Origin of the sequence: Klebsiella sp. C349492, from assembly GCF_042055345.1 — a bacterium.
GTDB classification, from domain to species: domain Bacteria; phylum Pseudomonadota; class Gammaproteobacteria; order Enterobacterales; family Enterobacteriaceae; genus Klebsiella; species Klebsiella scottii.
The window spans coordinates 84,343-101,777 of sequence record NZ_JANQCE010000003.1 but is presented as its reverse complement, the minus strand read 5'-3'; the positions used below and the strand labels follow the sequence as shown (position 1 = coordinate 101,777).

Here is a 17,435-nt window from a genome sequence, read left to right as displayed (position 1 = left end):
CGAGCATACAAAATGAATATTATTAAAACTGACATTCCTGAAGTACTGATTTTTGAACCTCGCGTGTTCGGTGATGCGCGCGGGTTCTTCTTTGAAAGCTTCAGCAGTAAAGTATTTGATGAAGCGGTGGGTCGCAAGGTTGAGTTTGTACAGGATAACCACTCGCAGTCGCAGAAAGGCGTGCTGCGCGGGCTGCACTATCAGTTGGCGCCGCATGCACAGGGCAAGCTGGTGCGCTGCGTTGAAGGCGAAGTGTTCGATGTTGCCGTTGACATACGCCGTTCATCGCCGACGTTTGGTCAGTGGGTGGGCGTGGTGCTGAGCGCGGAAAACAAGCGTCAGCTGTGGATCCCGGAAGGCTTTGCGCACGGATTTATGGCGCTGAGCGAGAGAGTGCAGTTTGTCTATAAAGCGACCAATTACTACACGCCTCAGTCTGAACGCAGTATTCTCTGGAATGACCCAACGATAAACATTCAATGGCCAAACCAGGATGTATTGATTTCCGATAAAGATAAAGTCGGTGCATTGTTCCTTGATGCTGAGGTCTATGAATGAGTTTTGTCGTTAATCAAACCCGGGAGCTATTTAAGTCACTCATTTCTAATCGACGGTTAATTTACACATTAACTCGTCGTGAAGTGATTAGCCGGTACCGCGGTTCAGTATTAGGGTTGCTGTGGTCATTTTTCACACCTGTCCTTATGCTTGTGGTATACACATTTGTATTTAGTGTCGTATTCCAGGCAAAATGGAGTGAGGGGAGCACGTCGCGTACGGCATTTGCATTGGTTCTGTTTTCAGGGTTAATTATATTCAACTTGTTTTCTGAATGTATTAATCGGGCGCCGACTATAATACTTGCAAATGCGAATTATGTGAAAAAGGTAATATTTCCATTGGAGATATTATCTTGGGTGAATTTATTTGCTGCATTATTCCATTTTTCAATTAGTTGTCTGGTATGGCTTATCTTCTATATTGTAGAAGTAGGCATGCCTCATATCACCATCCTTTTGCTACCGGTTATCCTCCTGCCATTAGTTTTGATGATTATGGGGCTGAGCTGGTTTTTAGGTTCTTTAGGTGTATATTTACGTGATGTTAGCCAGATAGTTGGTATAGTCACAATGGTGCTAATGTTCTTATCGCCAATCTTTTTCCCGACATCTGCACTTCCCGAATCAGTAAGGCCACTGTTATTACTTAATCCACTGGCTCAATTTATTGAACAAGCCAGAGATGTAATGTATTGGGGGCGGGTTCCAGAAATTAGACCGTATTTAGTTGGGTTAATTGTTAATGCAGCGATTGCATGGGCTGGATTCCTTTGGTTCCAGAAAACACGGAAAGGGTTTGCAGATGTCATCTGATAATATTATTGAGATAACAGGTTTAAGTAAGTGTTATCAAATTTATGACTCACCAAAAGATCGTTTGATGCAGATGTTCTTTCGATCTCGTAAACAGCTTTACCGTGAATTTTGGGCTTTAAAAAATGTTAGTTTTTCCCTTAAAAAAGGCGAAACGGTTGGCATTATCGGCCGAAATGGCTCGGGCAAATCTACTTTGCTGCAAATGATTTGCGGAACACTAACACCCACAGATGGTACGGTGAAGGTTAATGGCCGTATTGCTGCATTGTTAGAGCTTGGTGCGGGGTTTAACCCTGAGTTTACTGGTCATGAAAATATTTTTATGGCTGCGTCTCTATATGGCTTGACAAATGAACAAATCAGACAAAGGTACGAGAAGATTCTGGCTTTTGCTGACATCGGCGATTATATCGATCAGCCAGTAAAAACCTATTCAAGTGGGATGTATGTCCGTCTGGCTTTTGCGGTTATCGCCCATGTTGATGCTGATATACTGGTTATTGATGAAGCCCTTGCTGTTGGTGATGCGGTTTTCACCCAGAAATGCATGCGATTCATCAGAAAGTTTAAAGAGAATGGCACTTTACTGTTTGTCAGTCATGATACCCAATCAGTAATAAATTTATGCGATAAAGCAATCTGGATCCATAAAGGTGAAATGATTGCTTCGGGCAAAGCTAAGACTATTACAGAAAAGTATCTACAGTATACCTTACAAGAGGTGTACGGTGATGAAACCAAACTTGATGATATTAAAAATAATAAACAAGATGATGTTTCTACTGAACAATCACAACTTGCCATTGCTGAAAATGCGACTGCTAATGATACTTTCGACTATAACTCTCAATACGGTATTGATAACAATCTATCAGATGCTAATGGTTGGAAAACCGGTGCAGGTGAAATTATCGATGTGTCATTCAGTGATGTGGCTACCGGGAGCACCCACCACCTGTACAAAGGTGGTGAAAAAGTCAAACTATGCATTACTGCGATTATAAATGAGCAATTCGACTCACCGATATTAGGTTTTCTGGTTAAAGATCGTTTGGGCCAGGTGTTATTCGGAGAGAACACATTGCCATTCACCAATAAAAATGCATTTTCTGTAGGTGCGGGTGAGAAAATGACCGCTGAATATGTGTTTACATTGCCGATGCTGCCCAATGGGGAATATTCGATGATGGTCTCATTGGCTAATGGTGATATAAACAGCCATGTTCAGCACCACTGGCTACATGATGCTTTGATAATCAATGTCTCTTCAAGTGATGTGCGTTGGGGACTGGTCGGTATTAAGTTTGATGATGTGAAACTGGAAAAAGAATGAAAAATTTAATTGAGCTCTATGATGAGCATAACGGAAAATCATCAGATAAGTGGGATATTTATCTCCATACTTACCACCAGTACCTTTTCAGTTCCAGAATGTCTGTCAAGAATTTTCTAGAAATTGGTGTACAAAATGGTGGTTCACTAGAAATATGGCGCAAGTATTTCCCAGTCGCCGAGAATATTATTGGTTGTGATATTAATCCTGATTGTGAAAAATTAAAATATAATGACGATGCGATTAAGATTGTTATTGGGAACTCGTCAACTGAAGATGTAAAAAAACGGATTCAGCATATTGCACAATCATTTGATTTGATTATCGACGATGGTTCTCATGATTCATCCGACATTATTAAATCATTCTTGCTTTACTTCCCTCTGGTTAATGAAGAGGGCATTTATATTGTTGAAGATTTACATTGTAGCTACTGGGAAAGCTTTGAAGGGGGACTCTATGACCCATTTTCTTCAATGGCATTTCTTAAAAAATTAGCCGATGTGCAAAACCATGAGCATTGGGGGATTGAGTTAAGTGCTAACGAATTCTTACAACCTTTCTATGAACACTATGAATGTGAACATTTAGGCCCCATTGACTATAGCGAAATTCATTCAGTTACTTTTATAAACTCCCTATGCATCATTCAAAAGGGTAAAGCAAAGTCAAATCTTCTCGGTGTTCGACATATTGTTGGTGACGAAGAGATAGTTGTCCAAGGTAATAAGGCCCACAATGGTACTTATATGCCTGCAATGCTGCAGACTCATAATTTTTGGAGTTCATTACAGCTCCATCCAGAAATGGAATGGCAGAAATTAGTTGTTGCAGAACAGAATATGACTAAAGAGATTCTTGCTCAACAGAAAAGACTGAAAGAACTTCAAAGCCATATAGGTAAACAAGAACAGCATATTCAAGAAGTTAATACCGCGCTTGAAGAAAAAGAACATCTCATCCAACGCCTGAGTTTTGATAATCAGGCGTTGCGGGAATCGACCAGCTGGCGTATAACCAAACCAATACGCTTAGCCATGCTTAACCTCCGCCGGGCCAAAAAAGCGGCCAAAACCATAACGCATGTGACGAAAACTCACGGTGTTGCTTATACCTACAAAAAAGGGATGGCGGTATTTAAGCGTGAAGGTATTTCTGGCGCAATACAGCGAATCAGGCATGTCGCGGCATTCCAGAGTATGCAAGCAGTACGCGTTCAGAAGGAATTACCTGCAATTAGTCTCGATGCCACTAAGATATTGAGCCTGCGAGTATTGATCATCGCGGAGCTATCAATACCTCAGTGTCGTAAGTATCGTGTGGACCAGAAAGTTGAATTATTTAAAAATCTCAATATACCTGTAACAGTGCTTAACTGGCATGACTGGCAGGCATGCATTGATGCGCTACAAAGCCATTCCTTAATTATTTTTTATCGCGTACCAGCATTTGATAGCGTTCATAGTATTTTTGATGAGTGCGATAGACTTAATCTCCCGACGTATTGGGAAGTCGATGACCTTATCTTTGATGCTGAAGTGATGAGGAATAGTCGTACCTTAAATGAGCTGGATAAAGATGTCTTCCAGGGTTTACTGGATGGTGCCCATTTATACAAATCGGCATTGTCACGTTGTAAATTTGCTATCGCATCAACGCCTCATCTTGCAGAAGAAATGGTCGCTGCCGGTGTAAAACATGCGTTTGTTGTTGAAAATGCGCTTGATCCAGAAACCGTGGTGACAGCTTCTTTGTTACCAGAAACACGAAAAAGTAGTGAAGACAATATCATCCGAATTGTCTATGGTTCTGGAACCAGCACGCATAACGTTGATTTCCTTGAAGCTTCTGACGCGATCCTGGCGATTCTTAAAAAGCATAAAAATGTTCATTTCCGCTTGATTGGAACTTTAGAGTTACCAAAAGAATACAATGTTGTGCAGGCGCAGATAGAAAGAATAGAATTTTGTCCGTATACGGATTACCTGAAAATTCTTAATGAATGTGATATCAGTATCGCACCGTTGGAAAACTATGTATTTAATGATTCAAAAAGTAATATTAAATATATTGAAGCCTCAATTTTAGGTGTTCCATGTATTTGTTCACCGCGACCTAATTTTTCAAATGTGATTAATCATGGCGAAAATGGGTTCTTGTGTGATAGTACGGAACAATGGGTTTCAGTGATTGAGGAATTAGTGGATTCTGCCGAGTTACGTCATGCTGTTGGTCTGCAGGGTAAGCAGACTGTACTGGCACGCTACTCCCAGGAATTTATCGCCAAAAATCAGGTTATGCCGCTGGTTGATGATTTTAATCATCCTGTGGAAACTGCTAAAAAGCAGATTTTATCCGTAAACTGTTATTACGGGCCACGTTCTTTTGGCGGCGCCACTGTTGTTGCTGAAGCACTAAATAAGCGCTTAAATACAACTGAACAGTTTGATATTCATGTGTTCACGGCGTTAAATCAAGATTATGGTCAGCTAAATAAACTGCGCCGCTATGAGTTTGATGGGCAAGACTGCTACGGTATGGTTATTCCGGACGTACTGCCATCGAAAAAGCAGATCGTGAACAATGACATCGATGCGGAATTTACACATGTTCTCGATCTGGTTAAGCCGGACTTAGTACATTTTCACTCGATTCAGGGACTCGGCGTTACTATGCTTGACATTTGTCATCAGCGTAATATCCCTATTGTTGTTACCGCCCATGATTACTGGTGGCTATATGAACATCAATTCATTCTGAGTTTTGATGAAAAACATAAGTTCAGAGGCTTGAGTAAAAAATTAGACAGCGGTCATCATCTTGATAATAACGATGACTATTATCAAATGAAGAAAAGAAGTTCATTGAAACTTGCCGATGTAATACTTGCTCCAAGTCTTTTCACCTCAGAGGTGTATAAAAGCGAAGGCTATGACAATGTTCGTCTGAATAAGAATGGCGTCGCTGCTCCTTCATCAGAACGAGTTCGTTATCCACATCAACCGTTGAAGTTTGGTTACGTGGGTGGAAACACGAATATTAAAGGTTTCCATCTGATCAGGAAGGTATTTTCTAGCATTCCGGCGAGTCAGGCATGCTTAGTCATAGTTGATAATACTCTCAATCTTGGTTTCCCATCGTTTAGTCCGGACGATCTTGATGGTATCAATTCTGTCGAGGTAGTGCCGGCATTTACTCAAGCTGAAATTGATGATTTTTATGCCGGTATTGATGTTTTACTTTATCCAACACAATCCAAGGAGAGTTTTGGTTTGACCGTTCGCGAGGCCCTTATCCGTGATGTATGGGTCATTACCAGTGATGCTGGTGGGGCGGCAGAGGATATCATTGTTGGCGAGAATGGGTTAGTGATTCCATTCAATAATGAAAGTAAAGATTTATCTAAGGCTGTGTCAGAAACGATTGAGTATTTTGCGAAGAGAGATTCTTCGAGCCCCCTTACTCTCCCTCATTCTCACATTCGAAATTTTGATGAGCAATATGAAGAGTTGTCTTCAATTTATTTGGATGTTTTAAAGTAAAGGGCCTTTGGCCCTTTTATGGATATTACTTGTGAGTAATGAAATTCTTGCAATTACGATAACATTTAATCCTGAAATTGAACGTTTAGAGACACAGATTAGACAATTAGATAGCAGCGGTGTTGATATTTTGATTGTTGATAATGGGTCAGACAATAGCGCTGAGATTTCAGCGCTATTACAGCAAGAAACAGCAACTGTGAACCTCCGTTTAATTGGTAGCAATGTTGGGATTGCGACTGCTCAGAACCATGGGATTCAGTATGCCAGGGCACAAGGCTACAGGTATGTTCTCTTGATGGATCAAGATAGTATACCTTCCGATAATATGGTCGATATACTTTATCAGGCACTTCGGCTGCACGATGATGCTGCTGCTGTTGGTCCTGTATTTATTGATAGCAATGGCGCCAAACACTCTCGCTTTATTCGCGTAGAGGGACTTCGGGTGAATAAAAACCTTGAGGCCGATAGCTCCGGATGTGTCGATGTTGACCATTTAATTGCTTCCGGGTCATTAATACCAGTCGAAGTTTTTGAAAAAATTGGTGGCATGGATGACTCGCTGTTTATTGACTATGTTGATGTTGAGTGGTCACTACGTGCACGCCATCAGGGGTTACGCTGCTACGGCGTATTAAATGCTGGTATGACGCACTCATTAGGAGAGCGCCGGGTTGCAGTCTTCAATCGCAGTGTGGCTATCCATGCTCCTGTGCGTCATTACTATCAGGTGCGTAATGCAATATTGTTGTATAAAAGAAATTATATCCCGGTTAACTGGAAGTTTCTGGATGCCTATAAGTTAGTTGCTAAGTTAGCTGTTTTTATTCTCTCAGCTGAAAATAAAAGCTTGGAGATAAAAATGATTTCAAAGGGGTTTCTTGATGCTTTCAGGAATATCAGCGGGAAATATAAGTGATAACTGCAGTGGGTATAATGTTGTGGACAAAGAAGTATCTGTTAAAATCTCGATTGTTACTTATTATATCGATGGTGATATATTCTCGTTAGTAGATTCCTTTCTCATCGCAGCACAAAAAACACCCTATTTGAACTATAAATTTGCGATTATTGAAAACGGTTATAAAGAGAAAACAGAAATACATCGACAGGTTGAAAAGCAATATCCATTCTGTACTGTCACTATTACTGGTGAGAATTTAGGGTATGGTCGCGCTCATAATTTAACTATCGATTCAGACTTTGATTACCATCTGGTGTTAAATCCTGATATTGAGTTTGCACCTGATTCTTTACGTGTTGCATTCGAATTTATGGAGCAAAACACACATTGCGGATTGCTATCACCACAGTGTCATTGGAGAAATGGCGACCGTCAGTATCTGTGTAAAAGATATCCTGATGTATCTGTTCTGTTGATTCGCGCTTTTGCACCAAAATTTATTCAGGACATGTTCAGAAAGAAGCTAGAATATTATTGCATGAAGGATGAAATGCAGGCTGAAACCATTCTATGGAATCCGCCAATTGTCACTGGTTGTTTTATGCTTTTTAGAACTTCAGTGCTGACTGCTTTAGGGGGCTTTGATAAAGACTTCTTTTTATATTTTGAAGACACTGATTTAAGTCTAAGAGCCAGTAAAATGACGGATGTGGCCTATGTGCCTGAAGTTAGGATGCTGCATCATGGCGGAAACGTATCGAGAAAAGGAATTAAACATATTCTCTTCTTTACGTCATCAATGGTGAAGTTTTTCAGAAAACATGGGTGGAAGATTTTATAATTTTATTTCCCATGTATATTGCCAGTTTAATTTTCTGGTTAAATTAAAAAATATATTTAGATATATATAATTTTATTAATAATTAAGTAGAAATGTTATATTTATTTTAAAGGAAAATATAATGCTTTACCGTGGGTTAAGTGTTGCTTTAATTGTTCCATGTTATAACGAAGAAAAAACTATCTACCAGGTGGTCAGCGACTTTAAACAGCAAATGCCTGAAATTGACGCTTACGTTTTTGATAATTGCTCAACGGATAATACACAAAGTGAAGCGCTGCGGTCTGGAGCTCAGGTAATTAGTGTAAAGCAAAAAGGTAAGGGGAATGTTGTAAGACGAATGTTCGCTGATGTTGATGCGGATGTTTATGTCATGGTGGATGGTGATGCCACTTATGACGCGACTTCTGTCAATGAGTTAGTTGATGAATTAATTGATTCACGACTAGATATGGTTGTTGGTTGCAGAAAAGTTATTGCGGAAGAAAATATTAATGCCTATCGATTAGGACATGAGTTCGGCAATAAACTCTTAACCCAAAGCGTTACGCAGATCTTTGGCGGTCAATTCACTGATATGCTTTCAGGTTATCGGGCATTTACCCGCAGATATGTAAAATCTTTCCCTGCTTTATCAAAAGGTTTTGAAATTGAAACTGAACTGACAGTTCATGCACTTGAATTACGCATGCCGTATGGTGAAATCATCACTGCGTATGGTGAAAGGCCAGAAGGTTCGACCAGTAAACTTTCAACTTATAAAGATGGCTTTCGGATCTTAAAAACTATTTTCAGACTTTTTATGAGGGAAAAACCTCTCTTCTTCTTTAGCATTATTGCGGTGGTGCTGTTTATCACATCAATGACGCTTTCTTTCCCTGTGTTTGCCGAATATTTGGAGACCGGTTTAGTACCACGTCTGCCAACGGCTATACTCTCAGCATTGTTGATGCTGGCAATGTTCTTATCAATCGCCTGTGGCCTAATTCTGGACAATGTTAACATCGGCCGGCATGAAAGCAGGAGATTAGCATATCTGATGATCGCTAACATTGACAGGAAGTAAAATGACCTCGATTCAAAAGGAGTTCATTAAATTTGGCTTGGTGGGGATAGCTGGTTTTGTTGTTGATGCTGGCTTCTTATATATATTGAAGTCATCTTTGGGTCCTTATCTTGCACGGCTATGTTCCTTTTTCTGTGCTGTTTGTGCCACATGGATCTTAAATCGGACATTTACCTTTAATATTTCTGCCAGGCCGAAGAGTATTTTTAAAGAATTTATCAGCTATGTGATGAGTATGCTGGTTGGGGGAGGGGTAAACCTCGCTGTTTATTCTTTGGTTGTCGTAACTCTAGGTAAATCAGCAGGGTATCTGTTAATTGCTCTTGCATTAGGGAGTATTGCAGGAATGATCTTTAACTTTGCAATTACGAAATTATTAATATTTAAGGCAAGATAAGATGGGTTTGCGACAGAAGCTGTGTTTATCCGGTATATTTGCGCTATTGATGATTTGTTTATCATGGGTTTTAATCGTAAAACCTCCGTTTGGTTCTCCTGATGAGCTAAATCATACGGCGAGAGCTTATGGAATTTTGAACGGATACATGTTATTGAAGCCTGTTGGTGATGATGGCACTTCAGGTACTTATGTTGATCAATCCTTGTTTGATGCTGCAAAAATATATCGTGATGAAATCGCCGATTCTGGTGATGCAAGATCGTTTAAATCCGGTATCGATAAGATGAAGGAACTAAAATGGTCTGGGCATGATTCTGCTATTCAAATTCCTAATGTTACGTTTTATGCCCCTCTTGTTTATTTTCCACAATCGCTGGCCTATGCTATCGGCAAAGCCCTTGACATTAATTTCTATGATACATATATAATCAGCAATTACTTAACATTTGCTGTTTGTATAGCGTTGTTATTTATTGCATATTTTATCTATCCTATACCACCACTGGCTATGTTCTTTATTACTATGCCGATGATGGCCTATCAATTAATGTCACCAACGATCGACGGAATAAGTGTAGCATTAACGACTCTGGCACTTTCAATCCTCTTTAAGCTTGAGAAAAATCCTCAGACTGAAAAATATCTACCATTGTTGGTTTTGATGTCAGTGTGTATTTTTGCTTCGGCAGGTAGTCGTGCAAACTTGCTCCTGATGTCGTTCATTCCACTGTGGCTATATTACTCTAATAAAAAGAAATCAAATCTAGTATTATTTATATTACTGATAACTTCTACATTCGGTTGGACGATTTTTAATATCATCAGTGTCCATGATTCAGCTATGGGACGCCATCCGGGGTATTCTAATTTTGAGCTAATTATTTATTATATTAGCCATCCAGTTGAGCTTGTCTCAGTTATTTTTAACACGCTGACCAACTCTGGGTTGGTAACCGGTTATTATCACTCATTTATAGGCGTTCTTGGCTCTCTGGATGTTCCGATAAAAGATAATCAACGTAACATATTTACGATATCGATGTTGTTTATTTTTTTATCGTCTTTGATTCTTCGCGAGAACAATCGGGCGGGGAAATTTGAAGTTTTTATTATCCTGTTAGCGTTGTCTGGTGCACTACTCATCTTCCCGGCATTACTTGTGCAATGGACGTCATTCCCTGCGACGTATATTGATGGTGTTCAGGGCCGCTATTTTATTATTCCGGCAATTATCTTTGGCTATACGTTTTCTGTTAACGCAAAACATCAAAGTAAATACGTATTTTTAATTTTATTGCTGACAGTTTTTTCAACCTATACGATTCACTCTAGTATGACTCACCGTTACCTTAGCTCACAGGTTAAGTTGCCGCATACCCGTGAAATATCCAGCGTTGCTGAAATTAAAAATATTAAAGCAGATGAGGTTGTCCAGTATCATCTGGATGTGCCTGAAGGTTCGGTCAAGTCAATCTCGTTTTACATGGCAAATTATAATAACGCGAGTAAAGGTAATGCTTCGCTGAATGCATGCAGTGGTAACCAATGTGTTGAGACCAGCTTGAACATTAACAATATGGTGGATAACTCCTTTGTTGAATTTAAGTTTAATAAACCACTTAATATTGCAAACCATGATTTGCAATTACATTTTAAATTCGTGCCTGAAAACGGTAGCCAACCGTTAGTGATCTGGGAATTTAAGCGTAATTTAGATAGTGTGAAAGTGCCTAAGATGGTAATCGATTATTATTGACACGCTCTTAGAATGTTTAACTAAGATATGTAATTTACGCGTTTTTAAAATACGGTTGCTGCTTTTTTATTAAAGGATGTTGGGGTTGCCCCAACATCCTTTTTCCTTATTTATGCCGACTGCGCAAATTCTCTATCACCGCCGTCAAATCCAGCCCCTGATCCTGCAGCAGCACCAGCAGGTGATACATCAGATCCGACGCTTCGTTCTTCAGCTCAAACTGGTCATGCACCGTCGCGGCCAGCGCCGTTTCCACGCCTTCTTCCCCGACCTTCTGCGCAATGCGCTTGGTGCCGCTGGCATACAGCTTCGCGGTATAGGAGCTCTCCGGGTCGGCGTGCTTCCGCTCGGCCAGCAGCTGCTCCAGCTGATACAGAAACAGCCACTGATGTCCCGCTTCGCCGAAGCAGCTGGACGTGCCCTTATGGCAGGTTGGGCCAATCGGATTAACCAGCACCAGCAGGGTATCGTTGTCGCAATCCGGGGTAATGCTCACCACGTTGAGAAAATTGCCGGAGGTTTCGCCCTTGGTCCACAGACGCTGTTTGGTGCGCGACCAGAAGGTCACTTTCCCGCTCTCTTCGGTCTTCGCCAGCGCTTCCTGATTCATGTAGCCAAGCATCAGTACTTCGCCGGAAATAGCGTGCTGTACGATGACCGGCATCATGCCGTCGGTTTTTTGCCAGTCCAGCTGTTCAGTTAACATACCCTAATCTCCACGCCCTGTGCTGCCAGGTACGCTTTCAGTTCGCCAATATTAATAATCTGTTTGTGGAACACCGATGCGGCCAATGCGCCGTCGACGTTGGCGTCGCGGAAGGCTTCAAGGAAGTGTTCCATGGTGCCGGCGCCGCCGGAGGCGATCAGCGGCACGTGGCACACGGCGCGGACTTTACTCAGCTGCTCAAGATCGTAGCCGTTACGCACGCCGTCCTGGTTCATCATGTTCAGCACGATCTCTCCGGCCCCGCGCTTCTGCACTTCCTCTACCCAGTCGAGGGTTTCCCACTGGGTAACCCGGGTGCGGGCTTCGTCGCCGGTGTACTGATTAACGTGGTACTTGCCGCTATCGACGTCGAACCAGGTATCGATACCCACCACGATGCACTGCACGCCAAAGCGATCGGCGAGGCGGGTAATCAGCGTCGGATCGGCCAGGGCAGGGGAGTTAATCGAAATCTTGTCTGCGCCAAAAGAGAGGATCTGCGCCGCGTCTTCCAGCGATTTAATCCCGCCGGCGACGCAGAACGGAATATCGATAACTTCCGCCACCCGGGAAACCCAGCTTTTATCGACCACCCGACCGTCGCTGGAGGCGGTGATATCGTAGAAGACCAGCTCATCCGCGCCTTCGTCGGCGTAGCGCTTCGCCAGCGGGACGATATCGCCGATGATTTCATGATTACGGAACTGCACGCCTTTCACTACCTGGCCGTCGCGAACGTCGAGGCAGGGGATTATCCGTTTTGCCAGCATTGAATGGCCTCCGTTACGTTGAATTTATCTTCCAGCAGGGCGCGCCCGACAATGACGCCGCGAACGCCGGTTCCGCGCAGCGCGGCGATATCGTTAAGATCGCCGATGCCGCCGGAAGACTGGAACGCGACCTGCGGATAGCGAGCGCACACCTCTTTATATAAAGAGACGTTGGAACCGGCTAAGGTGCCGTCGCGGGAGATGTCGGTGCACAGCACGTGCTGCAGGCCAACCGGCAGATAGCTTTCCACCAGCTCCTCAAGGGTTACCCCAGAGTTTTCCTGCCAGCCGCTGACCGCCACCTGCTTATTACCTTCTGCATCGATACGTACGTCGAGCGCCAGCACCAGATGCTGCGGGCCGAAACGTTTGAACCAGCCCTTCACCGTCTCCGGCGATTTCACCGCCGTAGAGCCTACCACCACGCGCGCGACGCCGGCATCCAGCAGGGCCGCGACATCCTCTTCCGTACGCACGCCGCCGCCGACCTGCACCGGAACGTCAACGCCGGCAACCAGGGTTTTGAGCAGCGAAATCTGACGCTTTGCGGGATCTTTCGCGCCGGTGAGATCGACCAGATGCAGCACTTCCGCGCCCTGGGCGGCGTAGGACTGCAGGCGCGGCAGCGGATCGTTGCCGTAGTCGCGCTGCTGGCCGTAATCGCCCTGGTGGAGACGGACAACCGTACCGTCAATTAAATCTAAAGCCGGAATTATCATCACATCTCCAGGAAGTTTTTCAGCAGCTGGGCGCCGGCGCTGCCCGAGCGCTCCGGGTGAAACTGTACGCCAAAAAAGTTATCTTGCTGTACCGCAGCGGTGAACGGCTCGCCGTAGTTGCACTGCGCAATGGTGTGCGGATTGACCGGCATCGCGTAGCTGTGGACGAAATAGAAATAAGCCCCGTCCTCGATACCGCTGAACAGGCGATTCCCCGCTTTCGGGTACACGCGGTTCCAGCCCATATGCGGCAGCGGCAGCCCGTGGTCGGTCATCTTCGGCACGTCTTCGGCAATAATGCCCAGCAGATCGACGCCGTTGCTCTCTTCGCTGCGCCGGCCAAGCAGCTGCATGCCGAGGCAGATCCCCAGCACCGGCTGGGTGCAGGCCTTAACCAGCTCAATCAGCTCGCGGTCGCGCAGCTGGTCCATTGCCGCCTGGGCGGTGCCCACGCCGGGTAAAAAAAGCTTGTCGGCGCGCAGCACCACGTCCGGATCGCGGCTCACCGCCGGCTGATAGCCGTGGCGGAGAATCGCCGATTTCACCGAATTGAGGTTGGCGCATCCGGTATCGAGGATCACCACGTTCATTACAGCACCCCTTTCGAAGATGGCAGCGTGTCGCCCTGCACGCGGATCGCCTGACGCAGCGTGCGGCCAAAGGCTTTAAACAGGCTCTCGACGCGATGGTGGTCGTTCTTGCCCTTGGTTTTCAGGTGCAGAGTCACCGCCATAGTGTAGGAGAGCGAGCGGAAGAAGTGCTCCACCATCTCGGTGCTCAGGTCGCCGACGCGCTGATAGGCAAAATCGGCCTTATATTCGAGGTGCGGACGCCCGGAAATATCCAGCGCGCAGCGGGCCAGACACTCGTCCATCGGCAGCACAAAGCCAAAGCGGCTGATGCCGCGCTTATCGCCCAGCGCCAGCTTCAGCGCTTCGCCCAGCGCCAGGCCGGTATCTTCCACCGTGTGGTGATCGTCAATATAGAGGTCGCCGCCGACGTTAATCTCCAGGCGGAAGCCGCCGTGGGTGGCGATCTGATCGAGCATATGATCGAAGAAGCCGACGCCGGTGTGGATTTTGCTGCCGCCTTCGCGATCCAGCCAGACTTTTACATCGACCTGGGTCTCTTTGGTGATGCGCTCAACGTGGGCATAGCGGTCGCGGCGGGTAAGCTGCTCGCAAATGGTCGGCCAGTCGAGGGTCTCGCGGTCGTAGCGCAGGCCGATAATGCCCATATTTTCCGCCAGCTCGATGTCGGTGGCGCGATCGCCGATGACGTAGCTGTTGGCCCTATCCAGCACGCCCTCTTCCAGCCACGGCAGCACCAGCTGAGTTTTCGGCTTGCGGCAGTCGCAGCCTTCCGTCGGCAGGTGCGGACAAATCAGCACCTCTTCAAAGTTCACGCCCTGGGAAGCAAACACCTGCATCATCAGGTTGTGCGGGCCGTCAAACTCATCCTGCGGCAGGCTGTCGGTGCCCAGACCATCCTGATTGGTGATCATCACCAGCCGATAGCCTTCCTGCTGCAGCTTCAGCAGCGCAGGGATCACCTGTGGCTCAAAGGCCAGCTTTTCAAAGCGGTCTACCTGAAAATCAACCGGTGGCTCGGAAATCAGCGTACCGTCACGGTCAATAAAGAGAAACTTCTGGGTCATACATTCTCCGCAGTCAAAGCGTCAATCACGCGCTGGCTCTCTGCACGGGTACCGATAGTGATACGCAAACAGCCGCTTAATGAGGGTTGTTTATTCTGGTCTCGTAAGATAATGCCCTGATCCCACAAAGATTTAAATACCGCGCTGGAGGCTTTAATGCGCGCGAGGATGTAGTTGGTCTCGGAATCGAAAACCTGCTCAATGCAGGCGATGCCGCGCAGCTGGCCAATCAGGTACTCACGCTCGTCTACGATCTGGGCGACGCGGGCGCGCATGGCGGCAATACCCTCGGCGTTGAGAGCCTGGGCGGCGATATCGGCGACCGGCGTGGAGAGCGGGTAGGGGGCGATGACCTTCATCAGCAGGCTAATCACCTCGGCGTTAGCCAGCGTAAAGCCGCAGCGCAGTCCGGCGAGGGCAAAGGCCTTCGACAGCGTGCGCAGCACCACCAGGTGCGGGTAGTCGCTCAACCAGCCGGCCAGCGTCGCCTGCGGGCAGAACTCGATATAGGCTTCGTCGGCGATGACAATCGCCTTGCCGCGGGTCATCTCCAGCAGCGCGCGCATATCGTCGGGGTTAATCACCTGGCCGGTCGGGTTGTTGGGGCTGCAGACAAAGACCACCTTCACGCCGTCGAGATTGGCGGCGATGCCGGGGAGATCGAGCTGCCAGTCGCTCAGGCTCGGCACCGTCCGGCGATCCACGCCGAAGGTTTCGGTACTGACGCCGTACATGCCATAGGTTGGCGGGCAGTAGAGCACCGCGTCCTCTCCCGGCTCGCAGAAGGCGCGGATCACCAGCTCAATGCCTTCATCGGCGCCGCGGCTCACCAGAACCTGCTCGGGCTTAACCCCGGCATACTGCGCGTAGTTCGCAATCACCGCTTTCGGCTGGCCTTCCGGGTAGCGGTTCAGCGTTTGCTGAGTTAGCTGGAATTCAACGGCGGTCGGGAATTCGTTGGCGTTGAGCCAGACGTCGCCTTTACCGCCCAGGCGGCGAGCAGACTGGTATGGCGTCAGGTCACGGACGTTAGCGCGGGCTAAATCTTCGATGCTCATGCTTGCTCCTTAAGCGCTGCAACGCGCAGCGTAACGGCATTTTTGTGGGCGGTCAGGCGCTCGGCGGCGGCGAGAATTTCAATCGTTGACGCCAGGGCGGAAAAGCCTTCGCGCGACAGCTCCTGCACCGTCATGCGCTTCTGGAAATCCGCCAGGCCGAGGCTGGAACAGGTGGCGGTATAGCCGTAGGTCGGCAGCACGTGGTTGGTGCCGGAGGCGTAATCGCCCGCCGACTCGGGCGACCAGTCGCCGAGGAACACCGACCCGGCGCTGGTGATGCTGTCGACCAGCTCGCGCGCCCTGCGGGTTTGAATAATCAGGTGCTCCGGGCCGTACTGGTTGGAGATCTCCACGCACTGCGCGAGGTCGCGCGCCACGATGATGCGGCTGGCTGAGAGCGCCTCGCGAGCGGTTTCCGCCCGCGGCAGCTCCGCCAGCTGGCGCTCAACGGCCTGCGCTACGCGGCGGCCCATTTCGGCATCCGGGGTCAGCAGAATAACCTGCGAATCCGGGCCGTGCTCGGCCTGTGACAGCAGGTCTGACGCCACGAAGTCCGGCGTCGCGCCGCTGTCGGCAATCACCAACACTTCGGACGGGCCGGCGGGCATATCGATCGCCGCGCCGTCGAGACGCTGGCTGACCTGACGTTTAGCCTCGGTCACGAAGGCGTTACCCGGGCCAAAGATTTTGTCCACTTTGGCAATCGATTCGCTGCCAAAAGCCAGCGCCGCAATCGCCTGCGCGCCGCCGGCGTTAAAGACGTTACGCACGCCGCACAGCTGGGCGGCATAGAGAATTTCATCGGCGATGGGCGGCGGCGAGCACAGAACCACCTGCTGACAGCCGGCGATGCGCGCCGGCGTCGCCAGCATTAATACGGTAGAGAACAGCGGGGCGGAGCCGCCGGGAATATAGAGGCCGACGGAGGCAATGGGTCGGGTGACCTGCTGGCAGCGCACGCCCGGCAGCGTTTCAACGTCCACGCCCGGAAGCTGCTGGGCGTTGTGGAAGGTTTCGATATTGCGTACCGCAACCGCCATAGCCTGCTTGAGCTCGTCGCTCAGGCGCTCGCCGGCGGCGGCAATCTCCTCGTCGCTGACCTTCAGCGCCTTGACGTCGGTCTTATCAAACTTTGCGCTGTACTCGCGCAGCGCCGCGTCACCGTTTTGTTTGACGTTATCAAGGATCTCAGCAACGGTACGCGTGATGCTGTCGGAAGCGGAAATCGCCGGGCGCATTAATAATTGTTGCTGTTGTTCGGCGCTACAGCTATTCCAGTCGATGATTGTGTTGAAGCTCATGAT

The 17,435-nt window shown here is 47.1% G+C and carries 16 protein-coding genes; 9 read left to right on the top strand and 7 right to left on the bottom strand.

Features of this window, described 5'->3' with window-relative positions:
* Nucleotides 1-12 precede the first annotated feature (12 nt).
* The 9 genes from rfbC (at nt 13) to NWP14_RS13145 (ending at nt 11,221) form a co-directional block, all read left to right on the top strand.
* Nucleotides 13-558, top strand: a complete 546-nt coding sequence (rfbC, locus tag NWP14_RS13185; RefSeq protein WP_375215461.1) for a dTDP-4-dehydrorhamnose 3,5-epimerase — start codon at nt 13-15, stop codon at nt 556-558.
* A complete protein-coding gene (locus tag NWP14_RS13180; RefSeq protein ID WP_095100920.1) occupies nt 555-1,373 on the top strand; it encodes an ABC transporter permease in 819 nt (272 codons plus the stop codon). The genes rfbC and NWP14_RS13180 overlap by 4 nt, the downstream gene beginning before the upstream one ends.
* Nucleotides 1,363-2,709, top strand: a complete 1,347-nt coding sequence (locus tag NWP14_RS13175; protein ID WP_375215460.1) for an ABC transporter ATP-binding protein — start codon at nt 1,363-1,365, stop codon at nt 2,707-2,709. The genes NWP14_RS13180 and NWP14_RS13175 overlap by 11 nt, the downstream gene beginning before the upstream one ends.
* Complete coding sequence (locus NWP14_RS13170) at nt 2,706-6,251, top strand: glycosyltransferase (RefSeq protein ID WP_375215459.1); 3,546 nt, start codon at nt 2,706-2,708, stop codon at nt 6,249-6,251. Before NWP14_RS13175 ends, NWP14_RS13170 begins: the two co-directional genes overlap by 4 nt.
* 31 nt (nt 6,252-6,282) lie before the next feature.
* Complete coding sequence (locus NWP14_RS13165) at nt 6,283-7,173, top strand: glycosyltransferase family 2 protein (protein ID WP_375215458.1); 891 nt, start codon at nt 6,283-6,285, stop codon at nt 7,171-7,173.
* Nucleotides 7,139-7,999, top strand: a complete 861-nt coding sequence (locus tag NWP14_RS13160) for a glycosyltransferase (RefSeq protein WP_095100923.1) — start codon at nt 7,139-7,141, stop codon at nt 7,997-7,999. Before NWP14_RS13165 ends, NWP14_RS13160 begins: the two co-directional genes overlap by 35 nt.
* Nucleotides 8,000-8,120: 121 nt before the next feature.
* Nucleotides 8,121-9,065: a glycosyltransferase gene (locus tag NWP14_RS13155; RefSeq protein ID WP_375215457.1), complete on the top strand. Its 945-nt coding sequence runs from the start codon at nt 8,121-8,123 to the stop codon at nt 9,063-9,065.
* Between the two features lies 1 nt (nt 9,066).
* Nucleotides 9,067-9,462: a GtrA family protein gene (locus NWP14_RS13150; RefSeq protein ID WP_375215456.1), complete on the top strand. Its 396-nt coding sequence runs from the start codon at nt 9,067-9,069 to the stop codon at nt 9,460-9,462.
* 1 nt (nt 9,463) lies between these two features.
* Nucleotides 9,464-11,221, top strand: a complete 1,758-nt coding sequence (locus NWP14_RS13145; RefSeq protein WP_375215455.1) for a DUF2142 domain-containing protein — start codon at nt 9,464-9,466, stop codon at nt 11,219-11,221.
* Between the two features lie 106 nt (nt 11,222-11,327).
* On the opposite strand, the gene hisIE is transcribed toward NWP14_RS13145, so the two are convergent.
* From hisIE to hisD, 7 genes are read right to left on the bottom strand one after another with little or no spacing between them, the layout of a single operon-like run.
* Complete coding sequence (gene hisIE / locus NWP14_RS13140) at nt 11,328-11,927, bottom strand: bifunctional phosphoribosyl-AMP cyclohydrolase/phosphoribosyl-ATP diphosphatase HisIE (RefSeq protein WP_346431073.1); 600 nt, start codon at nt 11,925-11,927, stop codon at nt 11,328-11,330.
* The gene (gene hisF / locus NWP14_RS13135; protein WP_375215454.1) at nt 11,921-12,697 is read right to left on the bottom strand and encodes an imidazole glycerol phosphate synthase subunit HisF; all 777 of its coding nucleotides are present in this window, start codon (nt 12,695-12,697) and stop codon (nt 11,921-11,923) included. Before hisF ends, hisIE begins: the two co-directional genes overlap by 7 nt.
* Nucleotides 12,679-13,416 carry a 1-(5-phosphoribosyl)-5-[(5-phosphoribosylamino)methylideneamino]imidazole-4-carboxamide isomerase gene (hisA, locus tag NWP14_RS13130; protein WP_375215453.1) on the bottom strand — a complete coding sequence of 246 codons (738 nt, stop codon included), beginning with the start codon at nt 13,414-13,416 and terminating at the stop codon, nt 12,679-12,681. Before hisA ends, hisF begins: the two co-directional genes overlap by 19 nt.
* Entirely contained in the window at nt 13,416-14,006 is a 591-nt protein-coding gene (gene hisH / locus NWP14_RS13125) for an imidazole glycerol phosphate synthase subunit HisH (RefSeq protein ID WP_045859512.1), read from the bottom strand. The genes hisA and hisH overlap by 1 nt, the downstream gene beginning before the upstream one ends.
* Nucleotides 14,006-15,073 (bottom strand): bifunctional histidinol-phosphatase/imidazoleglycerol-phosphate dehydratase HisB, encoded by a 1,068-nt coding sequence (hisB, locus tag NWP14_RS13120; protein WP_331834649.1) that lies wholly within the window; start codon nt 15,071-15,073, stop codon nt 14,006-14,008. The genes hisH and hisB overlap by 1 nt, the downstream gene beginning before the upstream one ends.
* The gene (gene hisC / locus NWP14_RS13115; protein WP_095100929.1) at nt 15,070-16,131 is read right to left on the bottom strand and encodes a histidinol-phosphate transaminase; all 1,062 of its coding nucleotides are present in this window, start codon (nt 16,129-16,131) and stop codon (nt 15,070-15,072) included. The genes hisB and hisC overlap by 4 nt, the downstream gene beginning before the upstream one ends.
* A complete protein-coding gene (gene hisD, locus NWP14_RS13110) occupies nt 16,128-17,432 on the bottom strand; it encodes a histidinol dehydrogenase (protein WP_375215452.1) in 1,305 nt (434 codons plus the stop codon). Before hisD ends, hisC begins: the two co-directional genes overlap by 4 nt.
* Between the last annotated feature and the right edge of the window lie 3 nt (nt 17,433-17,435).